The organism is Shewanella sp. 0m-8, from assembly GCF_052977265.1.
The window spans coordinates 50,477-76,528 of record NZ_JBRIMB010000014.1; the positions used below are offsets into that span (position 1 = coordinate 50,477).

At 43.6% G+C, this 26,052-nt stretch carries 23 protein-coding genes; 13 read left to right on the top strand and 10 right to left on the bottom strand.

The annotated features are described in order from the left end of the window. Positions 1-5 precede the first annotated feature (5 nt). The 6 genes from napA (at position 6) to ACVBIO_RS09410 (ending at position 7,498) form a co-directional block, all read left to right on the top strand. Positions 6-2,495: a nitrate reductase catalytic subunit NapA gene (napA, locus tag ACVBIO_RS09385; protein WP_447160656.1), complete on the top strand. Its 2,490-nt coding sequence runs from the start codon at positions 6-8 to the stop codon at positions 2,493-2,495. Between the two features lie 11 nt (positions 2,496-2,506). Continuing rightward, positions 2,507-3,010, top strand: coding sequence for a nitrate reductase cytochrome c-type subunit (locus ACVBIO_RS09390; RefSeq protein ID WP_447172468.1), 504 nt, complete (start codon positions 2,507-2,509; stop codon positions 3,008-3,010). A 436-nt stretch (positions 3,011-3,446) separates the two neighbouring features. Continuing rightward, entirely contained in the window at positions 3,447-3,767 is a 321-nt protein-coding gene (locus tag ACVBIO_RS09395; RefSeq protein WP_447172469.1) for a PepSY domain-containing protein, read from the top strand. A 57-nt stretch (positions 3,768-3,824) separates the two neighbouring features. After that, positions 3,825-4,514 (top strand): response regulator transcription factor, encoded by a 690-nt coding sequence (locus tag ACVBIO_RS09400; RefSeq protein ID WP_447160635.1) that lies wholly within the window; start codon positions 3,825-3,827, stop codon positions 4,512-4,514. A 4-nt stretch (positions 4,515-4,518) separates the two neighbouring features. Then, positions 4,519-6,054, top strand: coding sequence for an ATP-binding protein (locus ACVBIO_RS09405; protein ID WP_447172470.1), 1,536 nt, complete (start codon positions 4,519-4,521; stop codon positions 6,052-6,054). Positions 6,055-6,157: 103 nt separating this feature from the next. After that, positions 6,158-7,498 (top strand): DUF3300 domain-containing protein, encoded by a 1,341-nt coding sequence (locus ACVBIO_RS09410; protein WP_447172471.1) that lies wholly within the window; start codon positions 6,158-6,160, stop codon positions 7,496-7,498. Positions 7,499-7,627: 129 nt separating this feature from the next. Here the strand turns inward: ACVBIO_RS09410 and ACVBIO_RS09415 are convergent, their stop codons facing one another. After that, positions 7,628-9,064 carry a protein kinase gene (locus ACVBIO_RS09415; protein ID WP_447172475.1) on the bottom strand — a complete coding sequence of 479 codons (1,437 nt, stop codon included), beginning with the start codon at positions 9,062-9,064 and terminating at the stop codon, positions 7,628-7,630. A gap of 208 nt (positions 9,065-9,272) precedes the next feature. Here ACVBIO_RS09415 and ACVBIO_RS09420 point away from each other — a divergent pair, with 208 nt between their 5' ends. Further along, positions 9,273-10,592: an ABC1 kinase family protein gene (locus ACVBIO_RS09420; protein ID WP_447160638.1), complete on the top strand. Its 1,320-nt coding sequence runs from the start codon at positions 9,273-9,275 to the stop codon at positions 10,590-10,592. Here ACVBIO_RS09420 and ACVBIO_RS09425 read toward each other — a convergent pair. Both ACVBIO_RS09425 and rsmS read right to left on the bottom strand, forming a co-directional pair. Then, complete coding sequence (locus ACVBIO_RS09425) at positions 10,579-11,304, bottom strand: DUF599 domain-containing protein (protein ID WP_447160639.1); 726 nt, start codon at positions 11,302-11,304, stop codon at positions 10,579-10,581. The two genes, ACVBIO_RS09420 and ACVBIO_RS09425, sit on opposite strands and share 14 nt — an antisense overlap. Before the next feature lie 119 nt (positions 11,305-11,423). Next, positions 11,424-11,618 carry a pleiotropic regulatory protein RsmS gene (rsmS, locus tag ACVBIO_RS09430; protein ID WP_447160640.1) on the bottom strand — a complete coding sequence of 65 codons (195 nt, stop codon included), beginning with the start codon at positions 11,616-11,618 and terminating at the stop codon, positions 11,424-11,426. 190 nt (positions 11,619-11,808) lie between these two features. Here rsmS and ACVBIO_RS09435 point away from each other — a divergent pair, with 190 nt between their 5' ends. Beyond that, the gene (locus tag ACVBIO_RS09435) at positions 11,809-12,036 is read left to right on the top strand and encodes a hypothetical protein (RefSeq protein WP_447160641.1); all 228 of its coding nucleotides are present in this window, start codon (positions 11,809-11,811) and stop codon (positions 12,034-12,036) included. Between the two features lie 198 nt (positions 12,037-12,234). Here the strand turns inward: ACVBIO_RS09435 and ACVBIO_RS09440 are convergent, their stop codons facing one another. Next, positions 12,235-13,005, bottom strand: coding sequence for an ABC transporter permease (locus ACVBIO_RS09440; RefSeq protein ID WP_447163635.1), 771 nt, complete (start codon positions 13,003-13,005; stop codon positions 12,235-12,237). A gap of 186 nt (positions 13,006-13,191) precedes the next feature. On the opposite strand from ACVBIO_RS09440, the gene pepT reads away from it, so the two are divergent. From pepT to ACVBIO_RS09460, 4 genes are all read left to right on the top strand, one after another. Beyond that, a complete protein-coding gene (gene pepT / locus ACVBIO_RS09445; RefSeq protein ID WP_447163636.1) occupies positions 13,192-14,415 on the top strand; it encodes a peptidase T in 1,224 nt (407 codons plus the stop codon). Positions 14,416-14,572: 157 nt separating this feature from the next. Further along, a complete protein-coding gene (locus tag ACVBIO_RS09450) occupies positions 14,573-15,259 on the top strand; it encodes a nucleoside-diphosphate sugar epimerase (protein ID WP_447172472.1) in 687 nt (228 codons plus the stop codon). 105 nt (positions 15,260-15,364) lie between these two features. After that, positions 15,365-16,093: a tRNA (adenine(22)-N(1))-methyltransferase gene (locus ACVBIO_RS09455; protein ID WP_447172473.1), complete on the top strand. Its 729-nt coding sequence runs from the start codon at positions 15,365-15,367 to the stop codon at positions 16,091-16,093. A gap of 133 nt (positions 16,094-16,226) precedes the next feature. Further along, a complete protein-coding gene (locus ACVBIO_RS09460; RefSeq protein WP_447160646.1) occupies positions 16,227-16,757 on the top strand; it encodes an NUDIX hydrolase in 531 nt (176 codons plus the stop codon). 61 nt (positions 16,758-16,818) lie between these two features. On the opposite strand, the gene ACVBIO_RS09465 is transcribed toward ACVBIO_RS09460, so the two are convergent. Together ACVBIO_RS09465 and gltS are read right to left on the bottom strand one after the other, a co-directional pair. Beyond that, the gene (locus tag ACVBIO_RS09465) at positions 16,819-17,193 is read right to left on the bottom strand and encodes a DUF6768 family protein (protein WP_439267719.1); all 375 of its coding nucleotides are present in this window, start codon (positions 17,191-17,193) and stop codon (positions 16,819-16,821) included. A gap of 280 nt (positions 17,194-17,473) precedes the next feature. Beyond that, positions 17,474-18,703, bottom strand: coding sequence for a sodium/glutamate symporter (gene gltS, locus ACVBIO_RS09470; protein ID WP_447160647.1), 1,230 nt, complete (start codon positions 18,701-18,703; stop codon positions 17,474-17,476). 570 nt (positions 18,704-19,273) lie between these two features. Between gltS and ACVBIO_RS09475 the strand changes: the two genes are divergently transcribed. Further along, positions 19,274-21,034, top strand: coding sequence for a beta strand repeat-containing protein (locus ACVBIO_RS09475; protein ID WP_447163638.1), 1,761 nt, complete (start codon positions 19,274-19,276; stop codon positions 21,032-21,034). A 67-nt stretch (positions 21,035-21,101) separates the two neighbouring features. Here the strand turns inward: ACVBIO_RS09475 and ACVBIO_RS09480 are convergent, their stop codons facing one another. From ACVBIO_RS09480 to ACVBIO_RS09495, 4 genes are all read right to left on the bottom strand, one after another. Then, positions 21,102-22,016 (bottom strand): pseudouridine-5'-phosphate glycosidase, encoded by a 915-nt coding sequence (locus ACVBIO_RS09480; RefSeq protein ID WP_447160649.1) that lies wholly within the window; start codon positions 22,014-22,016, stop codon positions 21,102-21,104. Beyond that, a complete protein-coding gene (locus tag ACVBIO_RS09485; RefSeq protein ID WP_447160650.1) occupies positions 22,010-23,101 on the bottom strand; it encodes a PfkB family carbohydrate kinase in 1,092 nt (363 codons plus the stop codon). Before ACVBIO_RS09485 ends, ACVBIO_RS09480 begins: the two co-directional genes overlap by 7 nt. Positions 23,102-23,543: 442 nt before the next feature. After that, on the bottom strand, positions 23,544-24,938 hold the full coding sequence (locus ACVBIO_RS09490) for a glutamate decarboxylase (RefSeq protein WP_447168345.1): 1,395 nt from the start codon (positions 24,936-24,938) through the stop codon (positions 23,544-23,546). Positions 24,939-25,716: 778 nt separating this feature from the next. Further along, positions 25,717-25,923 (bottom strand): hypothetical protein, encoded by a 207-nt coding sequence (locus ACVBIO_RS09495; RefSeq protein ID WP_447160021.1) that lies wholly within the window; start codon positions 25,921-25,923, stop codon positions 25,717-25,719. Positions 25,924-26,052: the final 129 nt, after the last annotated feature.

Sequence of the window (26,052 nt, forward strand, 5' to 3'; positions counted from 1 at the left end):
TGAAGATGAATCGACGCCAATTTATCAAAGCGAATGCCGCCTTGTCAGCTGCCAGCGTGGCTGGGCTCGCCTTACCCAGTAGCGCTAGTAATTTAATCACGAGTACAGAAAAAACCAAGATTGAATGGAACAAAGCTCCTTGTCGATTTTGTGGTACAGGTTGTTCCGTCATTGTCGGTACAAAGGACGGTAAAGTTGTAGCCACCCATGGAGACGAAAAAAGCGAGGTTAACAGAGGCCTCAACTGTATCAAAGGCTATTTTCTTTCAAAAATAATGTATGCCGATGATCGACTACAAACACCCATGCTAAAAATGAAAGATGGCAAACATAACAAAAACGGTGAGTTTACCCCTATAACCTGGGATGCCGCTTTTGACATCATGGCTGCAAAGTGGAAAAAAACACTGAAAGAGAAAGGGCCTACTGCCGTTGGTATGTTTGGTTCTGGTCAATGGACTGTGTGGGAGGGATATGCCGCAGTTAAATTGATGAAGGCGGGGCTTTGTTCAAATAACTTAGAATCTAACGCTCGTCATTGTATGGCCTCTGCTGTAGGTGGCTTTATGCGTACCTTTGGTATCGATGAACCTATGGGTTGTTATGATGATATCGAAGCCGCAGATGCATTTGTGTTATGGGGTTCAAACATGGCTGAAATGCACCCTATTCTATGGTCCCGCTTAACAGATAGACGACTTGGTCATGACCATGTAAAAGTTAACGTGCTATCGACCTTTGTAAATCGCTCATTCGAACTGGCTGATATGGATATTATTTTTACTCCACAAACTGATTTAGCCATTCTGAACTTTATAGCGAACTATATTATTCAAAATAACAAAGTTAACTGGGACTTTGTAAATAAACACGTGAACTTTCGAAAAGGTGAAGTCGATATTGGTTATGGCTTACGCCCTACTAATCCACTACAGGTCAATGCTAAAAATGCCGATAAGGCCAATGACTCAACCCCTATCGATTTTGATGAATTTAAAGCATTTGTTGCTGAGTATAATGTGCAATCGGTAAGTGAGTTATCTGGCGTACCTGAAGAAAAATTAATTACCCTCGCAGAGCAATATGCCGACCCAAATATCAAAGTGATGTCTTTCTGGACCATGGGATTTAATCAGCATACTCGAGGAGTATGGTGTAACAACCTCATTTACAACATTCACTTGCTGGTTGGTAAAATATCGACCCCAGGCAATAGCCCATTCTCATTAACCGGGCAACCATCAGCTTGTGGTACAAGCCGTGAAGTCGGTACCTTCTGTAATCGTTTACCAGCAGACCTTGTCGTCAACAAAGCTAGCGACCGCGCTAGAGCAGAAGAAATCTGGAAAATTCCAAGTGGGGTAATTCCACCTAAGCCGGGGTTTAACGCTGTTGAGCAAAATCGAAAGCTCAAAGATGGCGAATTAAATATGTACTGGATCCAGGCCAATAACAATTTACAAGCAGCAGCAAACCTAAATGAAGAAAGTCTACCCGGTTACCTTAACCCTGAAAACTTCATTGTAGTATCTGATGTTTACCCTACGGTAACGACCCAAATTGCAGATTTAGTCTTACCTGCTGCTATGTGGGTTGAAAAGGAAGGGGCGTATGGTAACGCCGAACGTCGAACCCAGTTTTGGCGACAAATGGTCAAAGCGCCGGGTGAAGCACGCTCGGATCTGTGGCAACTAATGGAGTTTTCAAAGCGATTTACTACTGATGAAGTTTGGCCTAAAGAGGTACTTGCTAAACATCCTGAGTTTAAGAGTAAGACCATTTTTGAAGTGTTATTTAAAAACGGTAATGTGGATCAATACCCAGAAGATTCGCTTAATCCAAATTACCTTAATGATGAATCACATTACTTTGGGTTTAATGTACAAAGAGGAATGTTCGAAGAATATGCAACATTTGGACGCGGCCATGCCCATGATCTTGCTCCCTTTGAAGATTACCATAAAGCCCATGGTTTACAGTGGCCAGTAGTTAAAGGTAAGCAAACCAAATGGCGCTTTAGAGAAGGCACAGATCCTTATGTCAAACCAGGCAGTGGCTTTGATTTTTATGGCCATGCCGATGGCAAAGCGGTTATTTTTGCTCAACCTTATGAGCCTCCAGCAGAGTCACCAGATAATGAATATGACATGTGGCTATCGACCGGTCGCGTACTTGAGCATTGGCATACCGGTTCAATGACACAAAGGGTGCCGGAGTTGTATCGAGCCTTTCCCGATGCGCTGTGCTTTATGAACCCAACAGATGCTAAAAATCGCGGTTTACGTCGTGGCGATGAGGTGAAAATAATCTCCCGGCGCGGTGAAATGAAATCTAGAGTCGAAACTCGTGGACGAAACAAAATGCCACTGGGTATGGTTTACGTGCCATTTTTCGATGCAAGTCAGTTAATCAATAAAGTGACCTTAGATGCTACAGATCCAATTTCTAAGGAAACTGATTACAAAAAATGTGCAGTGAAAGTACTCAAGGCATAAGGAACAACATGATGAAAACAGTGATCCAATTATCTTTGTTAATAATGCTTAGTTTGCCTCTATTGTATGCTTCAGCAAATGATAGTAATGCCAAAACTATCGCTGTTGATCAGATGGCAACACTGAGAAAGGCACCAATTAATGTCGAACCCACTCCACCTAATATGCCTAAAGTGATTAACTTGGATATAAAGGAGATGAGAAATTACCCTATGCAGCCTCCAGTGATCCCACATAAAATTGATCATTATCAGGTTAATCTTAATGTAAATAAATGCATGTCCTGCCACGCACGTAAACGTACCCGCATGTCACAAGCACCAATGGTGAGTGTGACCCACTTTAAGAGTTGGGATGGCAACTTTTTAGCGGAGTTGTCACCTACACGTTATTTCTGTAGCCAATGCCATGTGGTTCAAACTGATGCAAAATTACTTGTACCGAACAATTTTGTTGATATGGATAGCTTAGTGAAAGAAGAAGACAAGGTTATCGATACGCAATCGAGTAAGTAACGACATACACTAATCCTCCCCCGAAAAGTAGCAACAGTTTCGATAGGGGGCATTGATGGAAGCAAGGGTGAAGTCCATTTTTATGGACTTTATGAGCGAGAGCCTCCGACGGCGAACGGGTCGTTAAACAAGGTGTTGTTGATCAGGCAATTCTTTAACATCCAGACATCTCTGCATTCTTCATAAATAAATAGAAGGAGTAGAACAGCCGATAGAGCTGATTCAAGAAAGCCATTTTATAGCCAATCTACCTGTAGCCAACCTGCCACATTCAGCCAGCGTTCATCTAACCTTATGTATATCTATGCCCTAACTTGGCATAGACAGGATAATTCTAGGCTTATGGCTATCTAGGCTTTGGCTTGGCATAGGCAGGTAATGACTAATCGAATAGGATCTTTTAAACTGGCTGTATCTCAACCCTTTGGTGCCTTTAATGAAAACTGCTTTATCTATCATATTGATCTCGCTCTCACTATTAGCCGCACAGCCTGCTGCGGCGAGTACTGTGCATGCCGTCACATCTATGATGTCGGTCTCTATGAAGGCCAATAGTAATCAGCAGCAGAAATTAAAAGTTCGCAGCAAAGAGCTGGCTGTACAGTTGGCGAAACGCCAGTATCGCGGCAAAGTGCTGAAGGTGCAGTCTAGCCGGGTTAATGGCAATCCAGGTTATAGCGTAAAGCTACTATCGAATGACGGTGTGGTTTTTTATGTCAACGTCGATGCCAAAACAGGCCGTGTTTCTCGCAACTAACTTTAGGCTATTGCTTGCAACGTTTTATTATCGAGCCGTACAACAAGGAGCCAGACCATGAGATTGTTATTAGTTGAAGATGATTTAGAGCTGCAATCAAACCTTAAGCAGCACCTTATCGAGGCCAATTACACCGTCGATACTGCCGATGACGGCGAGATAGGGCTATTTCAGGGCCGCGAATATAATTACGATGCAGCGATAATCGATGTAGGCTTACCTAAACTTGATGGTATTGCGCTGATTACTCAGTTAAGAGCACTTGAGATTGGCTTTCCTATTCTTATTTTGACCGCCCGCGATAGCTGGCAAGATAAGGTTGAAGGCTTAGATGCTGGCGCCGATGATTACCTCACTAAACCCTTTCATCCTGAAGAGCTCGTCGCGCGTTTAAAAGCCCTTATCCGCCGCTCTGCAGGTAAAGCCAGCCCTATTATCACCAATGGCCCCTTTAGCCTGAACACCAGTAGCCTTGAGATTATAAAATCAGGCGAGGTGATCACGCTCAGCAGTTCTGAGTACAAGCTGTTTGAATACTTGATGCTACATATTGGCGAAGTGAAATCAAAAACGGTGCTAACAGAGCATATTTACGACCAAGATTTTGACTTGGACTCTAACGTCATTGAGGTGTTTATTCGGCGCTTACGCAAAAAGCTCGACCCTGATAATCAAATAGGTCTTATCGAAACCCTTCGTGGCCAAGGTTATCGTCTTGTGTCACTCGATGACGACGCGAAACAGTAAGCCAATGATTAACCTCAAGCGCTTGCCCACTGTAATGCACTCTTTAAAGGCACGTCTTATCGTCAGCGCCATGCTGCTGAGTTTAGTCTTGATCCCTATCGTGGGCTTAACCCTAAACGATGCGTTTAAATTGCAGGTCAAGAGTGCCTCGGTCAAAGAGCTGAAAGCCTACGTTTATTCTATCTTGGCGGTGACCGAAGTCGACAATCAGCAACTGTTTATGCCAGAAGTGTTATTGGAAAATCAGTTTAACGTGATCCAGTCGGGGCTTTACGCCTTAATCACTATTCCCGAAGGCCTACAACAGACGCTCGCATCGACAAGTGACCATAAACAAGACTCTAGCTTCGATGCTAAATTTGTTGGGCCTGAAACCCTAAGGCCGGCAAGCGATCAGATTATCGCCGAGCAACAAGTCACAGCCGGAACAGAGGTCGCTTGGCGATCTAACTCATTGCTTGGCATCGACCTCACTTCGGCAATCACCACTGCGGTTCATACTGACCCGGCCTTTCCACAACCAGAAAAAGGCCAAGGCCAGTTCAGTGAGATTATGCTTAATGGCGAACCTCATTTGGTCTATGGCTTTAGTGCGAGTTTCGAAACCCAGCAAATTGATAAGCACGGGGATGAGCAGATCACCCGTTTTCCTGTCACGATTTATATCATTAAAGATCAAAGTGACTACCAGCTACAGGTTAATGAGTTTAATCAGCAACTTTGGCGCTGGTTATTGATCTTGATGGCCGCCCTGCTTTCAATTCAAATGTTATGGCTATGGTGGACACTAAAGCCCCTCACTCGTTTACAAAATGAATTAGCCGCGATTGAAAACGGAAAAGCCGATCACTTAAATGATAACTACCCCACCGAACTCAGTGCCGTTGCCAAGCAGCTCAACACCCTGCTCAATACTGAGCAAAATCAACGTAAACGCTATCGTAATGCCTTAGCGGACTTGGCCCACAGCCTAAAAACACCGCTGGCGGTTATTCAAAGCCAGAAAGATTTAAGTCCACAATCATTCGAGCAGATATCTCATATCAATCGCATAATCGGCCACCAGCTCAAACGAGCGCAATCGGCAGCAGGCTCTGCCTGGCACTTAGGCGTAGAGGTGGCTGAAGTCTCAGATAAACTGGTGCGCAACCTGCCCAAAATATACTGCCAGCCAGCAATCACTATCAATCAAGATGTCGACAGAAGCGCCGTCTTTAAAGGCGATTCCAGCGATTTGACTGAAATTCTAGGTAACCTGCTAGATAACGCCTGTAAGGCCGCAACCTGCCAAGTGCTATTAACAGTAAAGTCTGTCGACTCTTGCTTAGTTATCGATATCGAAGATGATGGAAAAGGGATCGATGAGGCGCTGCATTCACAAATATTTGAGCGTGGCATTCGCGCCGATTCTTACCAACAAGGTCATGGTATAGGTCTGGCAATTGTGCGCGACTTAGTCGATAGCTATCAAGGCCAACTCATTGTCGGCCAGTCGGCCAAACTCGGTGGTGCTCAATTCGAGCTGCGCTTTAACAGCTAATTTAACGGCACTCATCTAACGGCTCTAATCTACCCGCTTTTTGGCTTTCAGCTTCTGTTCATCTTGGCTTTTTTATACTGATGCTAACGTATAAGGAGAGCATATGAACAGATTCAAAAAATGGCGCAGGCCATTTGTCATCACACTTGTCATTGCAATGCCTTTGATATTGTCTGCAGCCACAGTCAACGCACAAGATCACGACGCCGAGCGCGCTCAATACAGTGAAAGTCAGTACAGTGAGGGCCAGTTAGCGCAAATGCTTGCGCCTATCGCCCTCTATCCCGATAGTTTGCTTACTCACATTTTGATTGCCGCGACCTATCCATTAGAGGTGGTGCAAGCTCATCGCTGGCAACAATCTCACCAACATTTAAGCAGCCAAAAGCAGATAGACAAGGCACAAGATAAAGACTGGGATCCCAGTGTGGTCGCGCTTATCGCCTTTCCGAATGTGCTACAAAAGCTCAGTGAAGATCTCAATTGGACCCAGTCTATTGGTGATGCCTTCTTGCAAGATGAAGCACTGGTTTTAGACAGTATTCAAACTCTGAGACAGCAAGCTGATAATGCCAACAGTCTTGAGCAGATGGATAATATGCAGGTCACTCGGGTGAATAATCAGATAGTGATTGAGCCGGTGAGAAAAGAAATTGTTTATGTGCCTTACTATGACCCAAGATCAGTTTACGGTTATTGGCGCTGGTATAACTATCCGCCAGTCTATTGGGCGGTTTACCCTGGATATATCAGACCCAGTTACGGCCACTTTTATTGGCGAGCGGGTGTACATATCAGCTTTAACTATTACTTCAGCGCATTCCACTGGCACAAGCGTCATGTGGTCGTGGTGCATCACCATAACTCGCATAAATACCGTCATCGCGGCCGTATCGTAACCAGCCATGGTGCAAAACGCTGGGCCCACAAGACTCAGCATCGACGCGGTGTGGCTTACAGTAATAATGCGCTTAGGCACAAATATAACAGCCATCATCCTAGTCGCGCTCAGAGTAAAGCGTTACGACGAAACGATAGCAAGCATGTGGCCAACAACATGGTAAACAGTCGTGAGCGGAATAACAGCCATGAGCGGATCAATCGTCATGATCCAATTAAGAACCATGACCGCATTAAAAATCAGATGCAAAACAAAAGCCGTGAGCGCGTGCAAACTCACCAGCAGAACACCCATAAACGTGAACAGCAGATGCGCACTAAGCTACAACCCAGCTCAAAGGCAGACAGCCGACACAATATATCAACAAACAGTCGGCCCCAACATGCTGCGACCAAGGTTCAGCAACCAAGAGTCAATAAAAGCCATACCAATAAGCCGCGCCCCGCCCCTAGTAGCCATGCATCTAGAGGCAATTCGCCAAGGAACGACTCGCCAAGGAGCAATTCAACAAGGAATAACCAGCACAAACCAAGGAAAAATTAAGCTATCACATCACTAGCGACATAAAAAACGCCGTCAATCGATGGAGTTTTTTTGTTTACAAACAAAAACTTAACGTTAAGTGTTTGTTATTTATGTACTATACACCTAGATGCTTAGAGAATAAGATAATTAGATGCTTAGACATTGCTCGCGCTCAAGCAGCTCGGTGCATTGCAGTAGTCGCGTATCAATCTCTTTAAAGCGTGGACGTAAGCCGATGCTGGGCTGTAAACATGCGAGTTTTAACTGCAACAGCTGGGCAAGAATCGCTTCACTGCTGTCTAGTTTAGATTGTGAGCCTGTTTTTACTGGTAAGCATTGCCCAAGTAAGTCCTCTATTAGGCACCCTAAGGCTCGCACTTCAATTGCTTCCATCGCTTCTTGTTGCAGTAAAGGCAATTGGCTTAAATTGGTCGCAGCGCCAAAATCACCAAATAGGATCTCAGCATTATCATTGTACATAGTGTTATGGGCGTAGATATCACCATGACTCACTTGGTTATGGTGCAAATGAGTTAGGCCTGATGCCATCTGTTTCAAGATAAGCAATATCTGTTTTAGTTCAAATTGAGTGCCAGCAGTGAAGGTGTCTCGCGTGCAAGTATCCAGTGATGGCGGCAGGCCTAAGTTTTGATAGTGACTAGGAATAAGCTCCATCACTAAACCAGAGCGTTCAGCTTGACTAAGCTGGGCTACAACCTTAATGAGATTGTGATGGTGCCCAGCCTGTAAGCAATTAGCTAACTCATCTTTGGGGTAACCATCGCTAGTGACCTCGCCTTTAAATATTTTAACGGCAATATCAACTGGGGTAGCTGTTAACGCTGCTGGTTGCTTAAGCCATTTAGCGCGGTAAATAACGCCCGACGCACCTTGGCCAATAACCTCTTTAAGTTCAATATCATCAAGACTCACACTAGGCATAGTGACAACAGCTAAGCCTGGTTCATTGATTAAGCCAGTTCCACTCACTAAGCCCGACTCTGCCACTAAGGCTTGTGGCTGCGGTTTTAACGGACTTCCGTCAAGCGCTAACCAGCTTAGGCATGGCAACTGAAATAACCAATCTGGCAACGACTTAAAGGCATTAGCCGATAGGCGAGCTAATTCTAGTTTGGTGCATTTGGCCATACTCACAGGTAAAGCCGTCAGCTTATTGCCCGCCAAAGCTAACTTTTGTAATCGATGTAAACGCCCCATATCCTCAGGTAAAGATTCGAGCTGATTGTCGGTTAAAATAAGCCAGCGGGTATTTTCTGGTAAGGCCTTTTCTGGCAGGCGTTTTAAATTGTTCGACTTAAAGCTGATCATTTCCAGCTTAGGGCACTGTGCAAGTACCTGTGGCACAGATTCAAAGCTGTTATTGGTGAGAAACAAAATCTTTAATTGATGCAAATCACTTAAATTATCAGGCAACTCACACAGTTTGTTGTCAGATAAATCAAGTACCTCCAAACTATCTGCGAGGGAAAAAATCGCTGCTGGAAACTGTGTTAAGCCTTCAGAGATCTGTAGGCGTTTAATTCCCTTTAACTGGCCAGAGGTTAACTGCTCAATGGTGTGCAAAATCTTGTTCCTAATTGCCGCTGAAAAATAGCCCGCAATACTATACGATTCACGGGCATAGAGAAAGGCATGCATAAACCGACCTGCCTTAATGTGTTTGGCTATCGGTTCAATGATCCATACTCGCTTTATCGCGTATTGACAGAGCGTATTGATATAACATTGTATTTTGACTTAACCCTACTCCACTTTGGATAAAGGCCTACAGATGAAAAAATCCCAAACAGCTAAAGTCCCCAGTAGTCGGCTATCGCGACTCACCTCCTTAGGCGGTTTAGCGTCGCGATTAGCGGGAAGTATTGCTGTCGAGGGCGCCAAAAAACTGAGTCAGGGTCAATCACCTAAGTTACAAGATTTAGTGCTAACACCGACAAATATTGGCCATATTGCCGATAAGCTTGCTCAGATGAGAGGAGCGGCCATGAAAGTCGGCCAAATGCTGTCTATGGATTCTGGCGAGCTAATGCCAAAAGAGCTGAGTGCTTTGTTAGCAAGGCTAAGATCTGACGCCAAAATCATGCCCCATAAACAACTCGTCGCCGTGTTAAAACAAAACTGGGGAGAAGATTGGTTAGCACCTTTAGCACATTTCGAATTACGTCCATTTGCAGCGGCGTCAATCGGTCAGGTACATCAAGCAACCCTCGCAAATGGCAACAAACTTGCGGTAAAAGTCCAGTATCCTGGGATCCGTAATAGTATTGATAGCGATATCGACAACGTCGCAGCTCTGCTGCGTATATCGCAATTAATCCCTCAAGGTCTTCAGTTTGAGGCATTACTATTAGAAGCTAAAAAACAGTTACATATTGAGGCCGATTACCACGCCGAGCTCACCATGTTAAAACGCTACAAACGCCTTATTGCCGATGAAGAGACATTTGTGTTGCCATCAACCTATGATGAATTATGCACGGCAGACATTCTGGTTATGGACTTTATCGAAGCACAGAGCATTGAGTCTGTCGCGAACTTAAGCCAAGGCGTGCGCAATAGGGTTGCCAGTGAGCTGCTAAGGCTGTTTTTTAGAGAATTATTTGAATTTAAGCTGGTGCAAACAGACCCTAACTTTGCCAATTTTCAGTATCAACACTCACAGCAGAAAATAGTGTTACTCGATTTTGGTGCCACCCGTGATATTCCGGCTCCGCTATCGGACAATTACAAACAGCTCATGAGTGCAGCCAAAGTTAATAACAGAGAGTTAATGGAAGAGGCAGCCCAAAAGATTGGCTTCTTTCAAGAGGCCATTAGTGAACAGCAAAAAACGGTTATTCTAGATATTTTCTATCAAGCCTGTGAACCACTCAGAAGTGAGCAAGCCTATCATTTTGGCGACAGCACGCTCGCGACACGGATCAAAGCGGCGGGTATGTCGATGAGCACAAAAGCTGACAAATGGCATACCCCGCCTGCCGATGCGATTTTCGTTCATCGAAAATTAGCGGGTATTTACTTACTTGCTTCAAAACTCGATGCACAGGTTGATGTTAAATCTATTTTCGAAGCCGCTATTAGGACACCTTAGCCCGATTATCTCGCTCAAGCTTTAACAGATCTTGGCCTTTGGTGATCGCAACAACAGCCTTTGATTTAAACTCGCGTAGGTAAAGGATAATGACAACCAAAATACTCGCGCAAATCAACACTAATGGATGATAGAACCAACACAGGGCTGCCATCGAAAAATAATAACAACGTAAACCATAATTATAAGAGTGTGCAGCTTGATCTTGTACCACAGCCATCTGCTTAGCGTAAGCACAAAGGTTTTCATTGTTCCCAAGCTTATCAACAGGCGCGGCTCCCACCATCACATTTAAAAAGCCATATTGACGCATTGACCAAGTAAATTCGAAAAAAGCCAACACAAAGATAAAGGTCAGCATACCTAGCTTGACTTGAACTAATGCATGATTTGGGGCGGCCGCAAACGGTATCGTTGCTATAACAGCCTCAAGTCGCTCAGCCTGAGCAAACAGGGTTAACACACCCGCGAGCACAAACATGGTGGTCGAGGCAAAAAAAGCGATATTGCGCTCAAGGTTTGCCAGCAGCGCCGCTTCACTAACTCGCACTTCTCGCTTTAGCAACTCATACATCCAGTGAATACGATGCTGATGCAAGCAGCGGGCAATACAGTTAGTGTTTTTAGCTTTGCGTTTGGCAAAGAGTGCATAGCCGACCCAGCTAGTTATAAAACAAAATAGTGCAAAAAGGTCGAGTAGCGAAATAGTCATGCTTGGGTCCGTCAAGAGGAAAACGCATCATAATTTAAATCTATCAGCAGCAGTAATAGCAGGGCTTAAGTCTGATAAATGGTTAATAGGTGTTAAATAGGCAAAATCTAAATTAATATTTATTTTACTCGTTTTGCTTGTAGATCCTTTTTTACAATCTCTAACGCAGCCAATGCAACGTCAGTAGCAATCTGGTTATTCTCCAGTAGAAAGATAAGATCGACTGCGAGCTTTACTTCCTCAGGAGCCTTATCGAGCGCATTAATTGGCTTATTTTCACTCATGATTTTTAGATTCACGTTCTTCGATAACAATTAGCGCACCATTATACTCAGACAACCCCATAGCCTCAATTAAGAAACTTGATGTAGATCTTTAGTTTTGCACCAGAATATCTATTTGTCGTGGCTGTAGGGCTTTATTACCTCTGAAAGCCTAGATATACTCGGCGTTAGAAGACACAATCAATATTGTGAATAGTGAATACAAAGGTAAATAACTCCTATGGCAAAAATGGATTTCTCGGTGATCAATGACACCACAGCAAAATCTTTTATCGAACAAAAAAACCTTATTAAAAGAGTATTTAAAGGTAACACTGTTCTGTGCCCTGTGTGCAATCAAGCACTTGAAATGAAGCTACCAGTTAGGGGTCAAGAAGAGAGTGTTTCAGGTATTTGCTGCAAGAAAGGTTGTACGGATATAGAACTTGATATGGAGCTTGTGCTTTAGCACTGAACGCTCTATTGCGGAAAATATGCTATTTGGGGATAGTATGCTTTTTCGAGCAGTACGCTTTTTAGAACAGTACTAGCTATCAGTAATAATGGCTGCCAACTTAAGATGTTGAGCAGCCACTTTTTATCTACTCGCCACGTTTTTGATAGTAATAGTGATAAGCCCTGTGGCGCTGCGTTACCGCTAAGCCAGCTAAAGACTCACTCTCACTCGGCCAGTATGGGTAATAGCACTTCGAATACACAGCACAAGAGTGGTTGATACCGATATTGACAGGGTGACAAAAATCGCAACTGAAATCACTATCTGATACTTGATGGCGATTAACGGATCGACTCCCCCTAAAATCTGTCCCGTCATCATGCCGGGCAGCGTCACTAACCCCATGGTTGCCATTGAGGCCAAGATCGGTGCGAAAGATTGCTGCATCGCCATTTGCACAAATGGCAAGCTTGCCTGACTCGGTAAAGCGCCCAGCGCCAATGCACCTTGATATTCAGCCTTTCTATCATTAAAGGCTCCAAACAACCGCTGCAGCGCCACAATATTGCCGCTTAAACAGTTACCCAGCAACATACCTGCGGTAGGAATTAAGAATTGCGCGGCATAAAGGGGCTCTGGCGATAATAGATAGACCATCATCAACCACAGTACAGGGAACATTCCCAAAGCTAAGCCTGATAAAACCGGAAAGTAGAGTAACTTCTTAGGTAACTTTGCTTTGCTGATAATCGCACTCGCTCCCACAAGTAACATCACCATTAGCCAAGCTAAATTGACCCAAAGATTATTGAGTATAAATAAATACTGTAGATACAAGCCCACCAGCACCAGCTGAGCAGTCATACGCAGCACCGCCCAAGCCATATCAAAAGTGAGCGCTAGACGAAAATATCGACCTATCGCGATAGGGATCACTAGCACTAACATAAATAGGCCTAACTGCAGCCAACCTATATCCATCTCATTTTTCTCTAATCACTAAGCCCGTGCCACAATATAACTGAAATAGCGTTAATGACACTCAATTGTGGCGGTTATCCATAACGAAATATTCACCCATTAGGAAAAACTTGATCAATATCTAATGAATTCACAATTGCCCTTGTTAGACTCTGGTCACTTTTTGCTATTTTAGAAACCATGATTATGAAGCAGCAACTACTTGAGCGATTCTTAAGCTACGTCAGTTTTAATACTCAATCTGACGGCAATAGCCAAAGTGTACCTAGCACAGACAGCCAATTTGTTTTTGCACAGCATCTTCGTCAAGAGCTTATTAGCCTTGGATTTGACGATGTGCAACTCTCTGACAAAGGCTACTTAACCGCAACGGTACCTAGCAACGTAGAAGGCGCTCCTTGCATCGGATTTATTGCGCATTTAGATACCGCTCCCGACTACAGCGGAGAGAATGTATCGCCGCAAATCATTGAAAAATATGATGGCAAAGAGATTCAATTAGGCCTTGAGGCTGTACTGTCGCCAGAGAAATTTACCAGTCTAAAGCAATATATCGGCCAAACCCTTATCACCACCGACGGCAACAGTTTACTCGGCGGAGACGACAAAGCTGGCATCGCAGAGATCATCAGTGCATTGCACCACCTTGTAACTCACCCAGAGATCCCTCACGGTAAAATAAGACTTTGCTTCACCCCAGACGAAGAGATTGGCCGCGGCGCCGATCATTTTGATGTCGAGGGCTTTGGTGCCCAGTGGGCTTACACTGTTGACGGTGGTCAAGTTGGCGAGCTTGAATATGAAAACTTTAACGCTGCCACAGCAATAATCACCGCCACGGGAAACAACTGTCACCCCGGTACCGCCTATGGCGTGATGGTTAATGCCCAAACTATTGCGGCGCGTTTCCACGCAAAAATGCCGCTAAAAGATACACCGGAATACAGCCGAGACTATGATGGTTTCTTCCACCTACTTGGCATGGAAGGCGTTACCGAGAAAGCGACACTGACTTATATCATTCGAGATTTCGACTTTGCGCTTTTTGAGCAGAGAAAACGCTGGTTGGCTGAGGTTGTTGAAAAATATAATGCCGAGCTTGCTATCGGTAAATTAACCATAGATATTCAAGACTCCTACTTGAATATGAAACAACAAGTTTTACCCCACCCACATATTATCGATATCGCTAAACAAGCGATGCAAAACTTAAACATAGAACCCATTATTAAGCCGATTCGTGGTGGTACAGACGGCTCACGCCTGTCATATATGGGCTTGCCTTGTCCAAATATATTTACTGGTGGGCATAACTTCCACGGCAAGCATGAATACCTGTGTCTTGAGTCGATGGAGCAAGCTAGCAAGACGATTATTGAAATCGCTAAGCTGACCGCATTACATAAATAGACGCGTCGCCAAGATCAAAATATAAAAGGCCTGTGATTACAGGCCTTTTTGGTCAATCCGGTTAATCGCGCTATTTTCCTTGGCAGCAAAAAGTATTTGCTTCCCTCTGCGCGCTCTCTACACTTAGGCTATTCATATTCAACTCGACACTACCAAAATGAACGCTGCTATCATAGGTGCCACAGGACTCATAGGCCAATTACTGCTACAAAAATTGATCGATTCAGGATGCTATGAGCACATTTTAGTACTCGGTAGAAATCAGCCAAAATACCGATTAACACAAAACACTCAAGTCACATTTTTACAATGCCAACTTAATGAACTTTCCTCTCTCGAGCTTCCATTTACAGTCGGTCATGCCTTTTGTTGTCTCGGCACCACCATCAAGCAAGCTGGTAGCCAACAAGCCTTTATCGCCGTGGATAAAACAGCCTGTATCGATTTTATTGCCAAGTGCGAAGCCAGTAACAACTATGTCGTGACCGCCCTTGGTGCAAACAGCCAGTCAAAAACATTTTATAATCGCGTCAAAGGCGAAACCCAAGAGGCTCTTGCGAGCTTATTGAATAAAAACCAACAACCCACATCACCTAAGCGATTATGGTTATTTCAGCCAAGCCTGCTTTTAGGAGAGCGTTCGAATACACGAGTATTAGAAGATCTGGGTAAGTCATTATCTCGCTTAGTCTCACCGCTATTTATTGGCGCGCTGAGACAATATCACCCCATTGAGGCTGAAAAAGTGGCGAATGCCATTTTGGCGCATGCTCTATCAGCATTAGAGTCCAATGCAGCATCGCCTCAACGTGTCACTTTGGTTGCTAATAAAGAGATGCTATAGCCGGCATGACTATTGACTCCATACCTATAACATCCTTTAAAATAGCATCCTTTAAAATAATGGCCCTTAACATAGCGGCCTTTTACCCTGTCATCGAGAATACCTTTGAAGCTCAGCAAACGCCTCCAATATATCAACAGCCTGATTAACACCCACTATGATCAGATTTGGGATTGCTGCTGCGATCATGGCTTGTTAGGCGCGGCATTACTACAACGAGGCGCGGCAAGTCATATCCACTTTGTCGATGTAGTGCCAAGCTTGATGGCTGAGGTGAAAAGTAAACTACAGCGGTTTTATCCCGATGCAAACAAAGAAGAGCAAACGCCTGTAACAAGTCCTAAAAGCTGCTGGCAAGTGCATTGCTTAGATGTGGCTAAACTCGATTTAGGCGCTAAAGAGCAGCGTCAATTGATTATCATCGCTGGCGTTGGTGGCGAACTGACGGTTGAACTCGTGCAGCAAATTGTTACACGCCACCCAGAGCATTCACTTGAGTTTATCCTTTGCCCTGTGCACCATATTTATACCGTCCGTGCACAGATGCAGAAACTAGGTTTAGGCCTAGTGCATGAGCAATTAATCCAAGAAAATAAGCGTTTCTACGAGATCTTGCATTTATCAAGCAGCAGCCAAGAAACAATAAGCCCTGTTGGCTCAATAATGTGGGATCATAGCCGTGAGCTAGATAAAGCTTACTTACAGAGTACCTTAAAGCATTACCACAGAATGGCTCTAGGTTTAGAAAAGGCTAATTTAACAATCGAGCAGCAAAATGAAAAAGCAGAGATTGAACTGATTATTGCAGACTATCGAGCCTTAACCGCTCAATAAGTTTCCCTGCACGCAACTGGTAAACAGCCCGTCATTTGCAGCGGTAAGCCGGTTACCCCCACTTTGTCGCTATAGGGTATAATCCCGCATCTTTCATTTAGTCCCCCTTAACCAATACGAGCTGAGCTGACCCATGCGCCTGTTAAAATCGACCATTCACGCCGACATCGCCCACCTTGCCACAGATGAACTTGCGACTAAAAGCTTTCACCGTCAAGCGGCTCGAGGGGTTATTCTTAAAGGCGAAGAGATCTTAATGCTCTACACCGAGCGCTACCATGACTACAGTATTCCAGGTGGTGGCGTTGATGACGGTGAAGATATTCAAAGCGGACTTATTCGTGAATTAGAAGAGGAAACTGGGGCGAAGCATATCGAGATCATCAGTGAATTTGGCCTATATGAAGAGTTTAGGCCCTGGAATAGAGATGGTTTTGATGTGGTACATATGGAATCGTTCTGCTTTGTTTGCGATATTCATGCCGAGCTTGGCGAAACAAAATTAGAGGCCCATGAGATCCAAAATGGTATGACCCCAGTGTGGATAAATATTCACCAGGCCATCGCCCATAACGAGCACACCATGGCTAACAGCCCTAAAAAAGGTATGTCGATTGAACGAGAAACCTTTTTGCTCAAGCGTATCGTGGCAGAGCTTTTATAAGCAATTGTACATTTTGGTTTAATATAGAAAAGCGTGGACTTTTAACCCATCCACGCTGTAATCACTCTTTGTCGCCTTGAAGTTTCACAACCGCTAATTCAAGCCTTTTAATCTCTCGTGCAGTCGCATTACGATTCATCTCGTTATAGATCCACATCTTAATCGCGATCTGCATCATACTTGCCAACAGCAACGTCACCCCCCACTTGATTAGCGCCACCGAACTGACGACGACAAAAAAGAATTGATAGCCTGACCACAACATAAGCAAGCTCAGCACAAAGGCAATAATGCTCATTAATATCATCCAGCCGCCCAAACGCCCTTTATAAGCATCGCCCAACATAGTAAACAGGCTTGGGCCGCGTTTAAGTTGACTACTTAGCTGCTCAGATTCTTTTAGTAATTGCTTGCGGATTTTCTCATCGATATCCATAAGTTTGCTCCTATTTGTGTCTCTTGTGCTAACGCTTCTTTCTAGATGTCTTTTCTAACCGCCGGGCTCTAACACTTGCTTTAGCAGCTCTCAGGCTCTGAACAAACGCGACTTAATCGTTCCATGTTGAATGCAGATAAACGGCTCCTTTATCTGTTTGAATAAAGACGATGCAGCTGAGTAAAAGGTTCACCCAACCTAATAAAAAAAGGGAGCATTTGCTCCCTTCTACCTGCCGCTTTGGTAATTTAAAAATGATTTAAGCTTAAAAGAATAAAACTTAAAAATAGACGAACAAGTTGATGATCATGGCATTGATAATATCGATAAAGAAGCCGCAGACTAACGGTACGATAATGAAGGCCCTGTGGGCGGCACCATATTGCTGTGTCACCGCGGTCATGTTAACAATCGCCGTTGCTGTCGACCCAAGTGTGACGCCACCAAAACCAGAGCAGATCACCGCAGCCTCATAGTCTTTACCCATCATTCTGAACACCACGAAAATGGTAAACATCACTGACAAGAATACCTGCACAGACATAACCACCGAGATATACAGTAAGCTACCTTCTAACTCCCAGATTTTAAGGCTCATCAAAGCCATGGTTAAGAACATACCTAGGCAGATATCTTGAATAAGTGACAAGCCTTGTGAAGCATCATCTAAATAGGTTCTATCTTTGACCGCTCTACGGTTGATAATAACCCTGCCCACATTACCGATAATAATGCCGGCTAATAGACAGGCAACGAACATCGGCAGCTTAACGCCAGCTTCTTGCAGCGATAAATCAATAAAATAGCCAATAATTAGTGTAACGTTGAGCCATAACCAAGCACGTAACACACCAAAATAATCGACCTTAATATGCGATGAGCCGGCTTGATGGCTGGTACCAATATCAAGATCTGAGTCTGGATTGGCTTTCACATTGTGTCGCTTCATCAAATATGCCGCAATTGGACCACCAATCACACAGGCAGATATAAGCCCTAACGTATTTGATGCTATACCGAGCTCGCTGGCATTCACAATCCCAAGCTCTTCAACAAAGGTTGGCGTCCAAGCCATTGCGGTTCCCACTCCGCCAATCAATGAAATAGAACCCGACATCAAGCCAGCCTTTGGATCTAGGCCAAATAAGGAGGCAATGGTTACGCCGGTGAAGTTTTGTAAGAAGATGAAAACACTGGCTAGAACGATGAGAATAAGTAACGGTTTGCCGCCCTTAATTAAGGTCGCAAAATCTGCCTTTAAGCCAATACCCGCAAAAAAGTATAAGAGTAAGGTGTCTCGAACACTCAAGTTAAACTCAATTTGAATATCAAAGGCATAATAGAGAATACCCACGATTGCAGCGCAGGCGAAGCCACCAACGACGGGTTCAGGAATACTGTACTTCCTGAGCAATTCGTAGCGAGAAATAATGCTTTTACCAATAAACAAAGCAATTATCGCTAAAGTAAAAGAGACAAAATCTTTAATTTCAATTAACTGGGGTTCCATGACAATGAGTTCATCCCTAAGCAAAAGTAAAAAGAAGTATCAGTAAATAGCCAAGATTTCATATCTTTAATATCACCTAATACCCACTTAACGCCCAATCCTTATCGAACTAACGACCATTAACGACTGAGTAGCGATATCATAAACAAATTGCAACATCTATTCACCCCTTGATATCACTATGTATATCAGTAACGAGCCAACTGTTTGTCTCCCCCTCACGAGCAGCTCAAGGTAAGCGCCTGTTGATGACATATCAATCATACCAGTACGACTAAAGTGACAGCGTCAAGCGCAAGCCCAATAAATGCTCACCGACAACAATTACGTTAACCCACTAAAAAATTAGATAAAACACTGAAACCCCAACAAAAGGCAGTAGACAAAAATACTAGCTTACGAATCTAAATTAGTAGTTAAGAATCACAGCTTTAATACCAATGCTGGACGCTACAAACACTCCTGACCTGCATACTCATCGGCAAGTACAAAGCTCATAATGCCGCTAAAACACAGATCTACAGAATTTAAAACTGGACTTTTACATTAATCAAATTAAGGATATGACTCATGAGAAAGCTACTCCCTATTGCAGCCGCTGTCGCAATCGCTCTAAATCCAGCGTTAGCCCTAGCTAATAATGCAACTATTAGTCAAGATGGCAACTCAAACACAGCATCTACAACTCAATCTGGTGCAGCTCAGCTCGCTAATACTAGCCAGGTAGGTAACGGTAATACCGCTACAGCACTCCAGTCTGGTGCAAACCAAACAGCGACAATCACTCAAGAAGGTGATAACAATACCACTAACACGACACAGTCGGGTTCAGCTCAAACTGCAACAGTGAGCCAAGTGGGTGACGGTGATGGTTCAACAGTCAATGTGACTCAGTCTGGCCTGGGTCCAAATTCTGCGATAGTAAACCAGGAGCATAACTTCAATAGCACGGCTGATGTTATCCAAGACGGTAACAACAATAGCGCGATAGTTAATCAGTTACATGTCAATGATAGCGCTGCAAACGTAAGCCAAACAGGCGACACCAACAGCGCTGATATTCGTCAGCATGGTTTTGGTATTCATAACCCAGCAGGCGCAACAATTAGCCAAAGTGGTCAGCGCAATACGGCTTCAACCAATCAAGATCTATCTACAGATGCATTGGCAGACGTAACACAAACAGGTAACGATAACACTGCAACCGTTAACCAATTAGCCGATTCTGTAAATTCAAAAGTATTTGCAACTCAAACAACAAACAACGCCTCAGTTATTGCGACGCAAACAACGGCTGATAACTCTACCATTACGACATTGCAAGAGAGCGACTCTAACTCAAGCATTACCGCAAGCCAGTCTAACGGTACAGCTAACACCATCAATGTGACTCAAACTGATTACACGACAGACTCTACAGCCTCTGTTAGCCAAAATGGCAGTAATAACAGCATGACTGTTTTCCAAGAGCACGCCTACACCTCTAACGTTACCGTTTCACAAGACGGTACAGGTAACATGGGCTCAGTCAATCAAGAGCACGTAGATAACAGTGCAGCCTCTATCAGCGCAACGGGCAACGACAATTCAACGGTTATTCGTCAGTTTGGTTTTGGCTGGCACGAGCCTGCATCAGCAACAATTACCACAACGGGTAACTCGAACAACGTCAATATTAATCAAGACACTTCGTTTGAAGCTATGGCTACTGTAGAGCAAAATGGTGATAGCAACATTGTTGATATTGACCAAGTAAACGAGTCAGATAACTCTGTTGTCACAGTAAAGCAACTCAATGCGAGTGTTAGCGGAAACGTGACTGCACAACAAAATGCAGCTGCGGATTCAAGCATTACAGTTGAACAATCAGGTGTTAGCGGTACCTTTACTACCGTTAACCAGCTAAACGGCTCAGAACTAACGGCTTTAGTGACTCAAACAGATACTATTGGTGGCTCAGTACTCATCAACCAAGAAGGTGTTGATTTAGATGCGACGGTTACTCAGAGTGGTGAAGCTAACAACGCGGATATTATGCAAACCAGCACGTTAAACGTCGCTAGCGTTCAACAATACGGTGAATTTGGTATGGCCGACATAGACCAAACAGGCGCTGATAACGAAGCTTTCGTTAACCAACTTGGCGGTGAATATAACGATGCGTATATCGATCAGCAAGGTGATGGCAACCTAGCTAATATCACCCAAGACGGTTTTGGTGATATTGCTGCACATAATACTGCAACGATTACTCAGTATGGTACAGGTGATACAGCATCTATCACTCAAACGGGTGGATTCGGTAACACGGCAACTATCCTACAGAACTAATATTTTTGTAGCAAAAAAGGGGGAGCTAATTAGCTCCCCCTTTTTTATTTTTACTTTCAAAAACAGTTTACTTCGCGTATTCAACCGCAATGCTAGCCGCTAGTTTTGCGTTATTAAACACAAGTTCAATGTTAGCCGCTAAGCTGACGCCTTTTGTGGTTTCTGCCACTTTAGCCAGTAGGAATGGCGTTGAAGCCTTACCAAAAATACCTTTACTGTCCATTTCAGCAACAGCATCTGCAATCACCTGGTCAATCATAGCTCGGTCTAGCTGGTGTGCTTCTGGAATTGGGTTAGCGATAACCAATCCGCCCTTTAGGTCCATATCCCATTTAGCTTTCATTGCTGCTGCAATTTGCGCAGGGGTATCTAGCTGGTAATCAACACCGAACTCACTTTCACGGGTATAGAAAGCGGGTAAAGTACTGGTTTGATAACCAACAACAGGTACACCTTGAGTCTCTAGGTATTCAAGGGTTAAACCGATATCCAAAATAGACTTAGCACCAGCGCACACTACCGCTACGTCGGTACTGGCTAGCTCTTGAAGATCGGCAGAAATATCAAACGTTTGTTGTGCACCACGATGTACACCACCAATGCCACCAGTAGCGAACACTTTTATCCCTGCCATTTGAGCTAAGATCATCGTCGATGCGACAGTCGTTGCACCATCAACTTGCTTAGCAACAATAAATGGAATGTCACGACGGCTTGTTTTAATCACATCTAAGCCGGCTTTACCTAGGTATTCGATCTCTTCATGAGTCATACCCACTTTCAAGCGACCCTTTAAAATAGCGATAGTTGCGGGTACGGCACCGTTATCACGAATAATCTGCTCTACTTTAAGCGCCGTTTCTACGTTTTGCGGGTAAGGCATGCCGTGAGAAATAATGGTCGACTCTAATGCAACGACTGGCTTACCTGCTGCTAATGCGGCTGCAACTTCTGGATTAATATCTAGGTACTGCTCTAACATAACGACTCCTTGATAACGCGCTTAACGGAAATTTCTGACATATTAGGGTTTATAGTGGCTAAGTGAGATAACGCGACAACCGCGGCTCCCATAGCAAATTGTGTAGATTCTTCAGTGTCCCACTCTTGGATCCAGCCATGGGCTAACCCCGCGAGGAAAGCATCTCCCGCGCCATTTGCGTTGACCATAGACACCGTCATAGCAGGGACTAAGGCTTGTATGCCCTCATCGCTATAAAACACGCCATCTGCGCCTAGACTTAAGAAAATGCGTTTCACGCCTTGGCTGTGGAACCAATTAGCTAATTGAGGTAATTCATCATGACTCTTAATACTAATTCCAGAAAGTTGCTCGGCTTCTTTAAGGTTTGGTTTGAGGGTGTGAATGGAGCTTAAGAATGGCGCTAATTTCTTGGCCTTTGCACAAGAAACGGTATCAACAAAAATAGGTCTGTCGGAGAAGTTACTTAAAATATATTCCAAAGACTCTGCCGAAAGGTTGGCATCGACAATAATCAGCTCTGCTCGTCTTAACACTTCTTCGTGAGTCTTTAGCACAGCTACGCTTAGCCTGTCTAAAATAGCCATGTCATTGATCGCAACATGCATATCGCTGTCACCATCTAGCACTGAAAGGTAAGTTGATGTGGCAAATTCATCCAGATGAATACAGCCTTTCATATCAATGCCGGCTTGCTGACACTGACTCATGATCATCTGACCATAAGTGTCTTTTCCTAACGCACTAATAAGGTGAGTATCAGAGCCTAATCTAGCTAAGTTTTCTGCGATATTTCGGCCTACCCCACCCGGTGAGCAAGTTACGCTACCAGGATTAGAGTCGCCTACCTGTAGGGTATGTAGAGGGCGCCCAAGAATGTCCATATTGGCACCACCGATAACGATGGCGTAGCGTGATTCAGCAAGAATATACCCTTTACCTTTTATCACACCTTTATGGGTTAAATTCATGATGTGCCCGGCTACAGCAGAGCGACTAATCCCTAATTGATCGGCAATGTTTTGCTGCGGGATCAAAGGATCTTGTTTAAGTAGTGCTAGTATCTCGAGTTCGCGTTCTGTCATTGTTATTATCCCGTCGACACGGCCAAACAAACATTTGTTTGGATACCAAACTTTAGTTCAAACTTATGCTAAGGGTATGCTTAATAAACTGAATAATCAACAGCTACGATCTGTAAAAAAGGGATTTGTGATCAAAGTAGTGAAACGACTTTGTCTAATATTTGGCGGGTATGACGTAATAGGAGTGAGTTACCTGTTCGGAAATCACGAGATAAAACAATATTCCTTGCCAAGAACCAAGCCTGTCGCAAAGGAGTCGGCGCAGCAGCTGATCTCAAAGCTATTAATAACCAAAAAATAAAAATGATAGAATAAAAATAGAATACGAAGGGGATTATCGGGGATATAACTCAATAAAAATTAATCGTTCAGAAGGCTAGCTCACTATTGATCAAACTAACGAGTATAAAAAGGCCATCTTGGTAGATGGCCTTCAAATTAGTTAACCGTGATTAAAGCCGGATGACTCTTCAGAATCACTATTATGTGAAATAGGATGTTTAGCAAAAAAGTCCACACAGTGCTTTAAGTCTACTACGAGCAAATCTGCTTGGTCGCGGCTAAAGCCATGACGAACTAAAATACGCATAATGACAAGGTCTTCTCTTTTAGGCGGCATAGCATACGCCGCTATCTGCCAACCTCTAGAGCGAATACGATCTGATAGATCAAATAAGTTAAACCCTGGGTCAACCCCTTCTTTTAATGACCAACTCATCGCAGGGATCCCGCCATGGCCATCATAAATAATTTCGAACATACCCAACTTTTCAATCTCACTCGACAGGTATTGAGCAGTGTCATAACAAGACTGATGGATCTTTCTGTAGCCTTCTTTACCTAAGCGTAAGAAATTATAGTATTGCGCCACGATCTGCCCACCAGGGCGAGAGAAGTTTAGCGCGAAGGTAGGCATGTTACCGCCCAAATAATTCACGTTAAAAATGAGGTCTTGATCTAATGCTGAAGCATCTCGCCAAATAACCCAACCGACACCTAGAGGGCTCAAACCAAACTTATGCCCTGACGCATTAATCGACTTAACGCGTGGAAGTCTAAAGTCCCACTCAAGATCTGGTTCGCAAAATGGCGCTAAAAACCCACCACTGGCCGCATCCACATGGATTGGGATATCGAGACCGGTATCTTTTTGTAATTGATCAAGCGCATCATGCACCGCTTTGACAGGCTCATATTGACAAGTAAACGTCACACCTAAAGTAGGCACGACACCAATAGTATTTTCATCGCATCGCTTAATCACTTCTTCAGCGTTCATAATTAAGCGATCCCCTTCCATTGGGATCTCACGTAATTCAATATCCCAATAACGTGCAAATTTATGCCAACACACCTGTACAGGGCCACAGATCATATTGGGTTTATCAGTCGGCTTACCCAGCGCTTTCATTTTCTTGCGCCAAGCCCATTTAAGTGCCATACCACCTAACATCGCCGCTTCGCTTGAACCTGTAGTCGAGCAACCTAAGGTGTTTTCTGCATCCGGTGAATTCCATAGTTCTGCGAGCATATGGACACAGCGAGCTTCAAGTTCTGCAGTTTGAGGGTATTCATCTTTATCGATCATATTCTTATCGATACATTCATCCATCAATTGATGGACTTCATCTTCAACCCACGTTTGACAAAATGTCGCTAAGTTTTGGCGAGAATTACCATCCATCATTAGTTCATCATGTACGATTTGATATGCATGACGGGGATTATTCTCCTGATCCGGCATCTTATATTTCGGCATTGATAATGACAAATCTGACGATGAGTAAATATCATCTAGAAGGTCGTCACGTACAGAATCTTTTGCATGAAGAGGCATTGTATTTTACTCCATTGAATTAAATAAAATTTCCTACAGCTGATGATGCACAGCTGATGATGCACAGCTGATGATGCACAGCTGATGATGCACAGCTGATATAACCAACATAAAAGATAGTTGGTTGTGCTGCAAGACACAATCAAAAATAAATCGTAAATAAATGATAAAATTTCAAGATAAAAAACCACATAACGTTAAATATGCAGCGACAAATAACACAACTAAAACCAACGCTAGGCTTTTCATCTAAAAAGGTAACCTTAAAATAACCTTAAAACAACTATATAGGTCACCAATAAGCTTAATTTACAACCAACTAAACAGCCAGTAATTAGAATAATTTGTTCAAAAAATGTAGATATATAAGCTAAGCAAATTAGTGATAAGCACTTCGATACTTTGCAAACTCTATTCAATAAGGCTGCTTTTCCATTTTTTATTGACATTAATAGTGTCGATTTACACTGAAGTAAGTTGTTTGTAACAAAGTCGAATGATGGTTTGGAGTGATGCAGACACGTGTCCTATTACAATAGGCCTTACTACAATATAATAAAGTGCAGCACACTTTAGTTTTTATGCAAACGACTTATAACGAGAGCTTTGCCCCTACAATACCCAACGCCTAAATGATCACGACCTAAACAAGTGACTGCTGAAGCGATTACCTTAAATGCGATGTCTCACATTTTATAACCATCAAATAAAACTAAGCTTATTAGAAGTCGTCGCGACGATGACAGTCGCTCTTTCGCATGTCTGCTTGCTTATGCCATTAAGCATCTTCTTCATGCATATAGCTTTCAATTAAGGTAATTTGCTCAGCGAGTTGCTCCTCAATCTTGACTAATCTATAGCAACCATGTGGTAATGTTTCGAGCCTAATGCTATCACCAGCTCCGATGTTCAATTGCTCCACGACTTCAGCCGGTAATATTAAGCCTAGATCGGTACCTATTTGGCGGATTTTAATTTCGGTCATTTTGCTACCTACTCTATGAAAAGTACCTCAAGCCATTCATTGCTAATACACAGAACAACTATCCACGTACTATTATCAACTTCGATTACTGACATTATAGTAAAAGCTAATCAGCTCGCCTGGACAGTT

What these genes read in the sequence shown, in the direction of transcription:
- napA (WP_447160656.1), top strand. Translation starts at nt 6, where the DNA reads ATGAATCGACGCCAATTTATCAAAGCGAATGCCGCCTTGTCAGCTGCC.
- ACVBIO_RS09390 (WP_447172468.1), top strand. Translation starts at nt 2,507, where the DNA reads ATGAAAACAGTGATCCAATTATCTTTGTTAATAATGCTTAGTTTGCCT.
- ACVBIO_RS09395 (WP_447172469.1), top strand. Translation starts at nt 3,447, where the DNA reads ATGAAAACTGCTTTATCTATCATATTGATCTCGCTCTCACTATTAGCC.
- ACVBIO_RS09400 (WP_447160635.1), top strand. Translation starts at nt 3,825, where the DNA reads ATGAGATTGTTATTAGTTGAAGATGATTTAGAGCTGCAATCAAACCTT.
- ACVBIO_RS09405 (WP_447172470.1), top strand. Translation starts at nt 4,519, where the DNA reads ATGATTAACCTCAAGCGCTTGCCCACTGTAATGCACTCTTTAAAGGCA.
- ACVBIO_RS09410 (WP_447172471.1), top strand. Translation starts at nt 6,158, where the DNA reads ATGAACAGATTCAAAAAATGGCGCAGGCCATTTGTCATCACACTTGTC.
- ACVBIO_RS09420 (WP_447160638.1), top strand. Translation starts at nt 9,273, where the DNA reads ATGAAAAAATCCCAAACAGCTAAAGTCCCCAGTAGTCGGCTATCGCGA.
- ACVBIO_RS09425 (WP_447160639.1), bottom strand. Translation starts at nt 11,304, where the DNA reads ATGACTATTTCGCTACTCGACCTTTTTGCACTATTTTGTTTTATAACT.
- ACVBIO_RS09435 (WP_447160641.1), top strand. Translation starts at nt 11,809, where the DNA reads ATGGCAAAAATGGATTTCTCGGTGATCAATGACACCACAGCAAAATCT.
- ACVBIO_RS09440 (WP_447163635.1), bottom strand. Translation starts at nt 13,005, where the DNA reads ATGGATATAGGTTGGCTGCAGTTAGGCCTATTTATGTTAGTGCTAGTG.
- pepT (WP_447163636.1), top strand. Translation starts at nt 13,192, where the DNA reads ATGAAGCAGCAACTACTTGAGCGATTCTTAAGCTACGTCAGTTTTAAT.
- ACVBIO_RS09450 (WP_447172472.1), top strand. Translation starts at nt 14,573, where the DNA reads ATGAACGCTGCTATCATAGGTGCCACAGGACTCATAGGCCAATTACTG.
- ACVBIO_RS09460 (WP_447160646.1), top strand. Translation starts at nt 16,227, where the DNA reads ATGCGCCTGTTAAAATCGACCATTCACGCCGACATCGCCCACCTTGCC.
- ACVBIO_RS09465 (WP_439267719.1), bottom strand. Translation starts at nt 17,193, where the DNA reads ATGGATATCGATGAGAAAATCCGCAAGCAATTACTAAAAGAATCTGAG.
- gltS (WP_447160647.1), bottom strand. Translation starts at nt 18,703, where the DNA reads ATGGAACCCCAGTTAATTGAAATTAAAGATTTTGTCTCTTTTACTTTA.
- ACVBIO_RS09475 (WP_447163638.1), top strand. Translation starts at nt 19,274, where the DNA reads ATGAGAAAGCTACTCCCTATTGCAGCCGCTGTCGCAATCGCTCTAAAT.
- ACVBIO_RS09480 (WP_447160649.1), bottom strand. Translation starts at nt 22,016, where the DNA reads ATGTTAGAGCAGTACCTAGATATTAATCCAGAAGTTGCAGCCGCATTA.
- ACVBIO_RS09485 (WP_447160650.1), bottom strand. Translation starts at nt 23,101, where the DNA reads ATGACAGAACGCGAACTCGAGATACTAGCACTACTTAAACAAGATCCT.
- ACVBIO_RS09490 (WP_447168345.1), bottom strand. Translation starts at nt 24,938, where the DNA reads ATGCCTCTTCATGCAAAAGATTCTGTACGTGACGACCTTCTAGATGAT.
- ACVBIO_RS09495 (WP_447160021.1), bottom strand. Translation starts at nt 25,923, where the DNA reads ATGACCGAAATTAAAATCCGCCAAATAGGTACCGATCTAGGCTTAATA.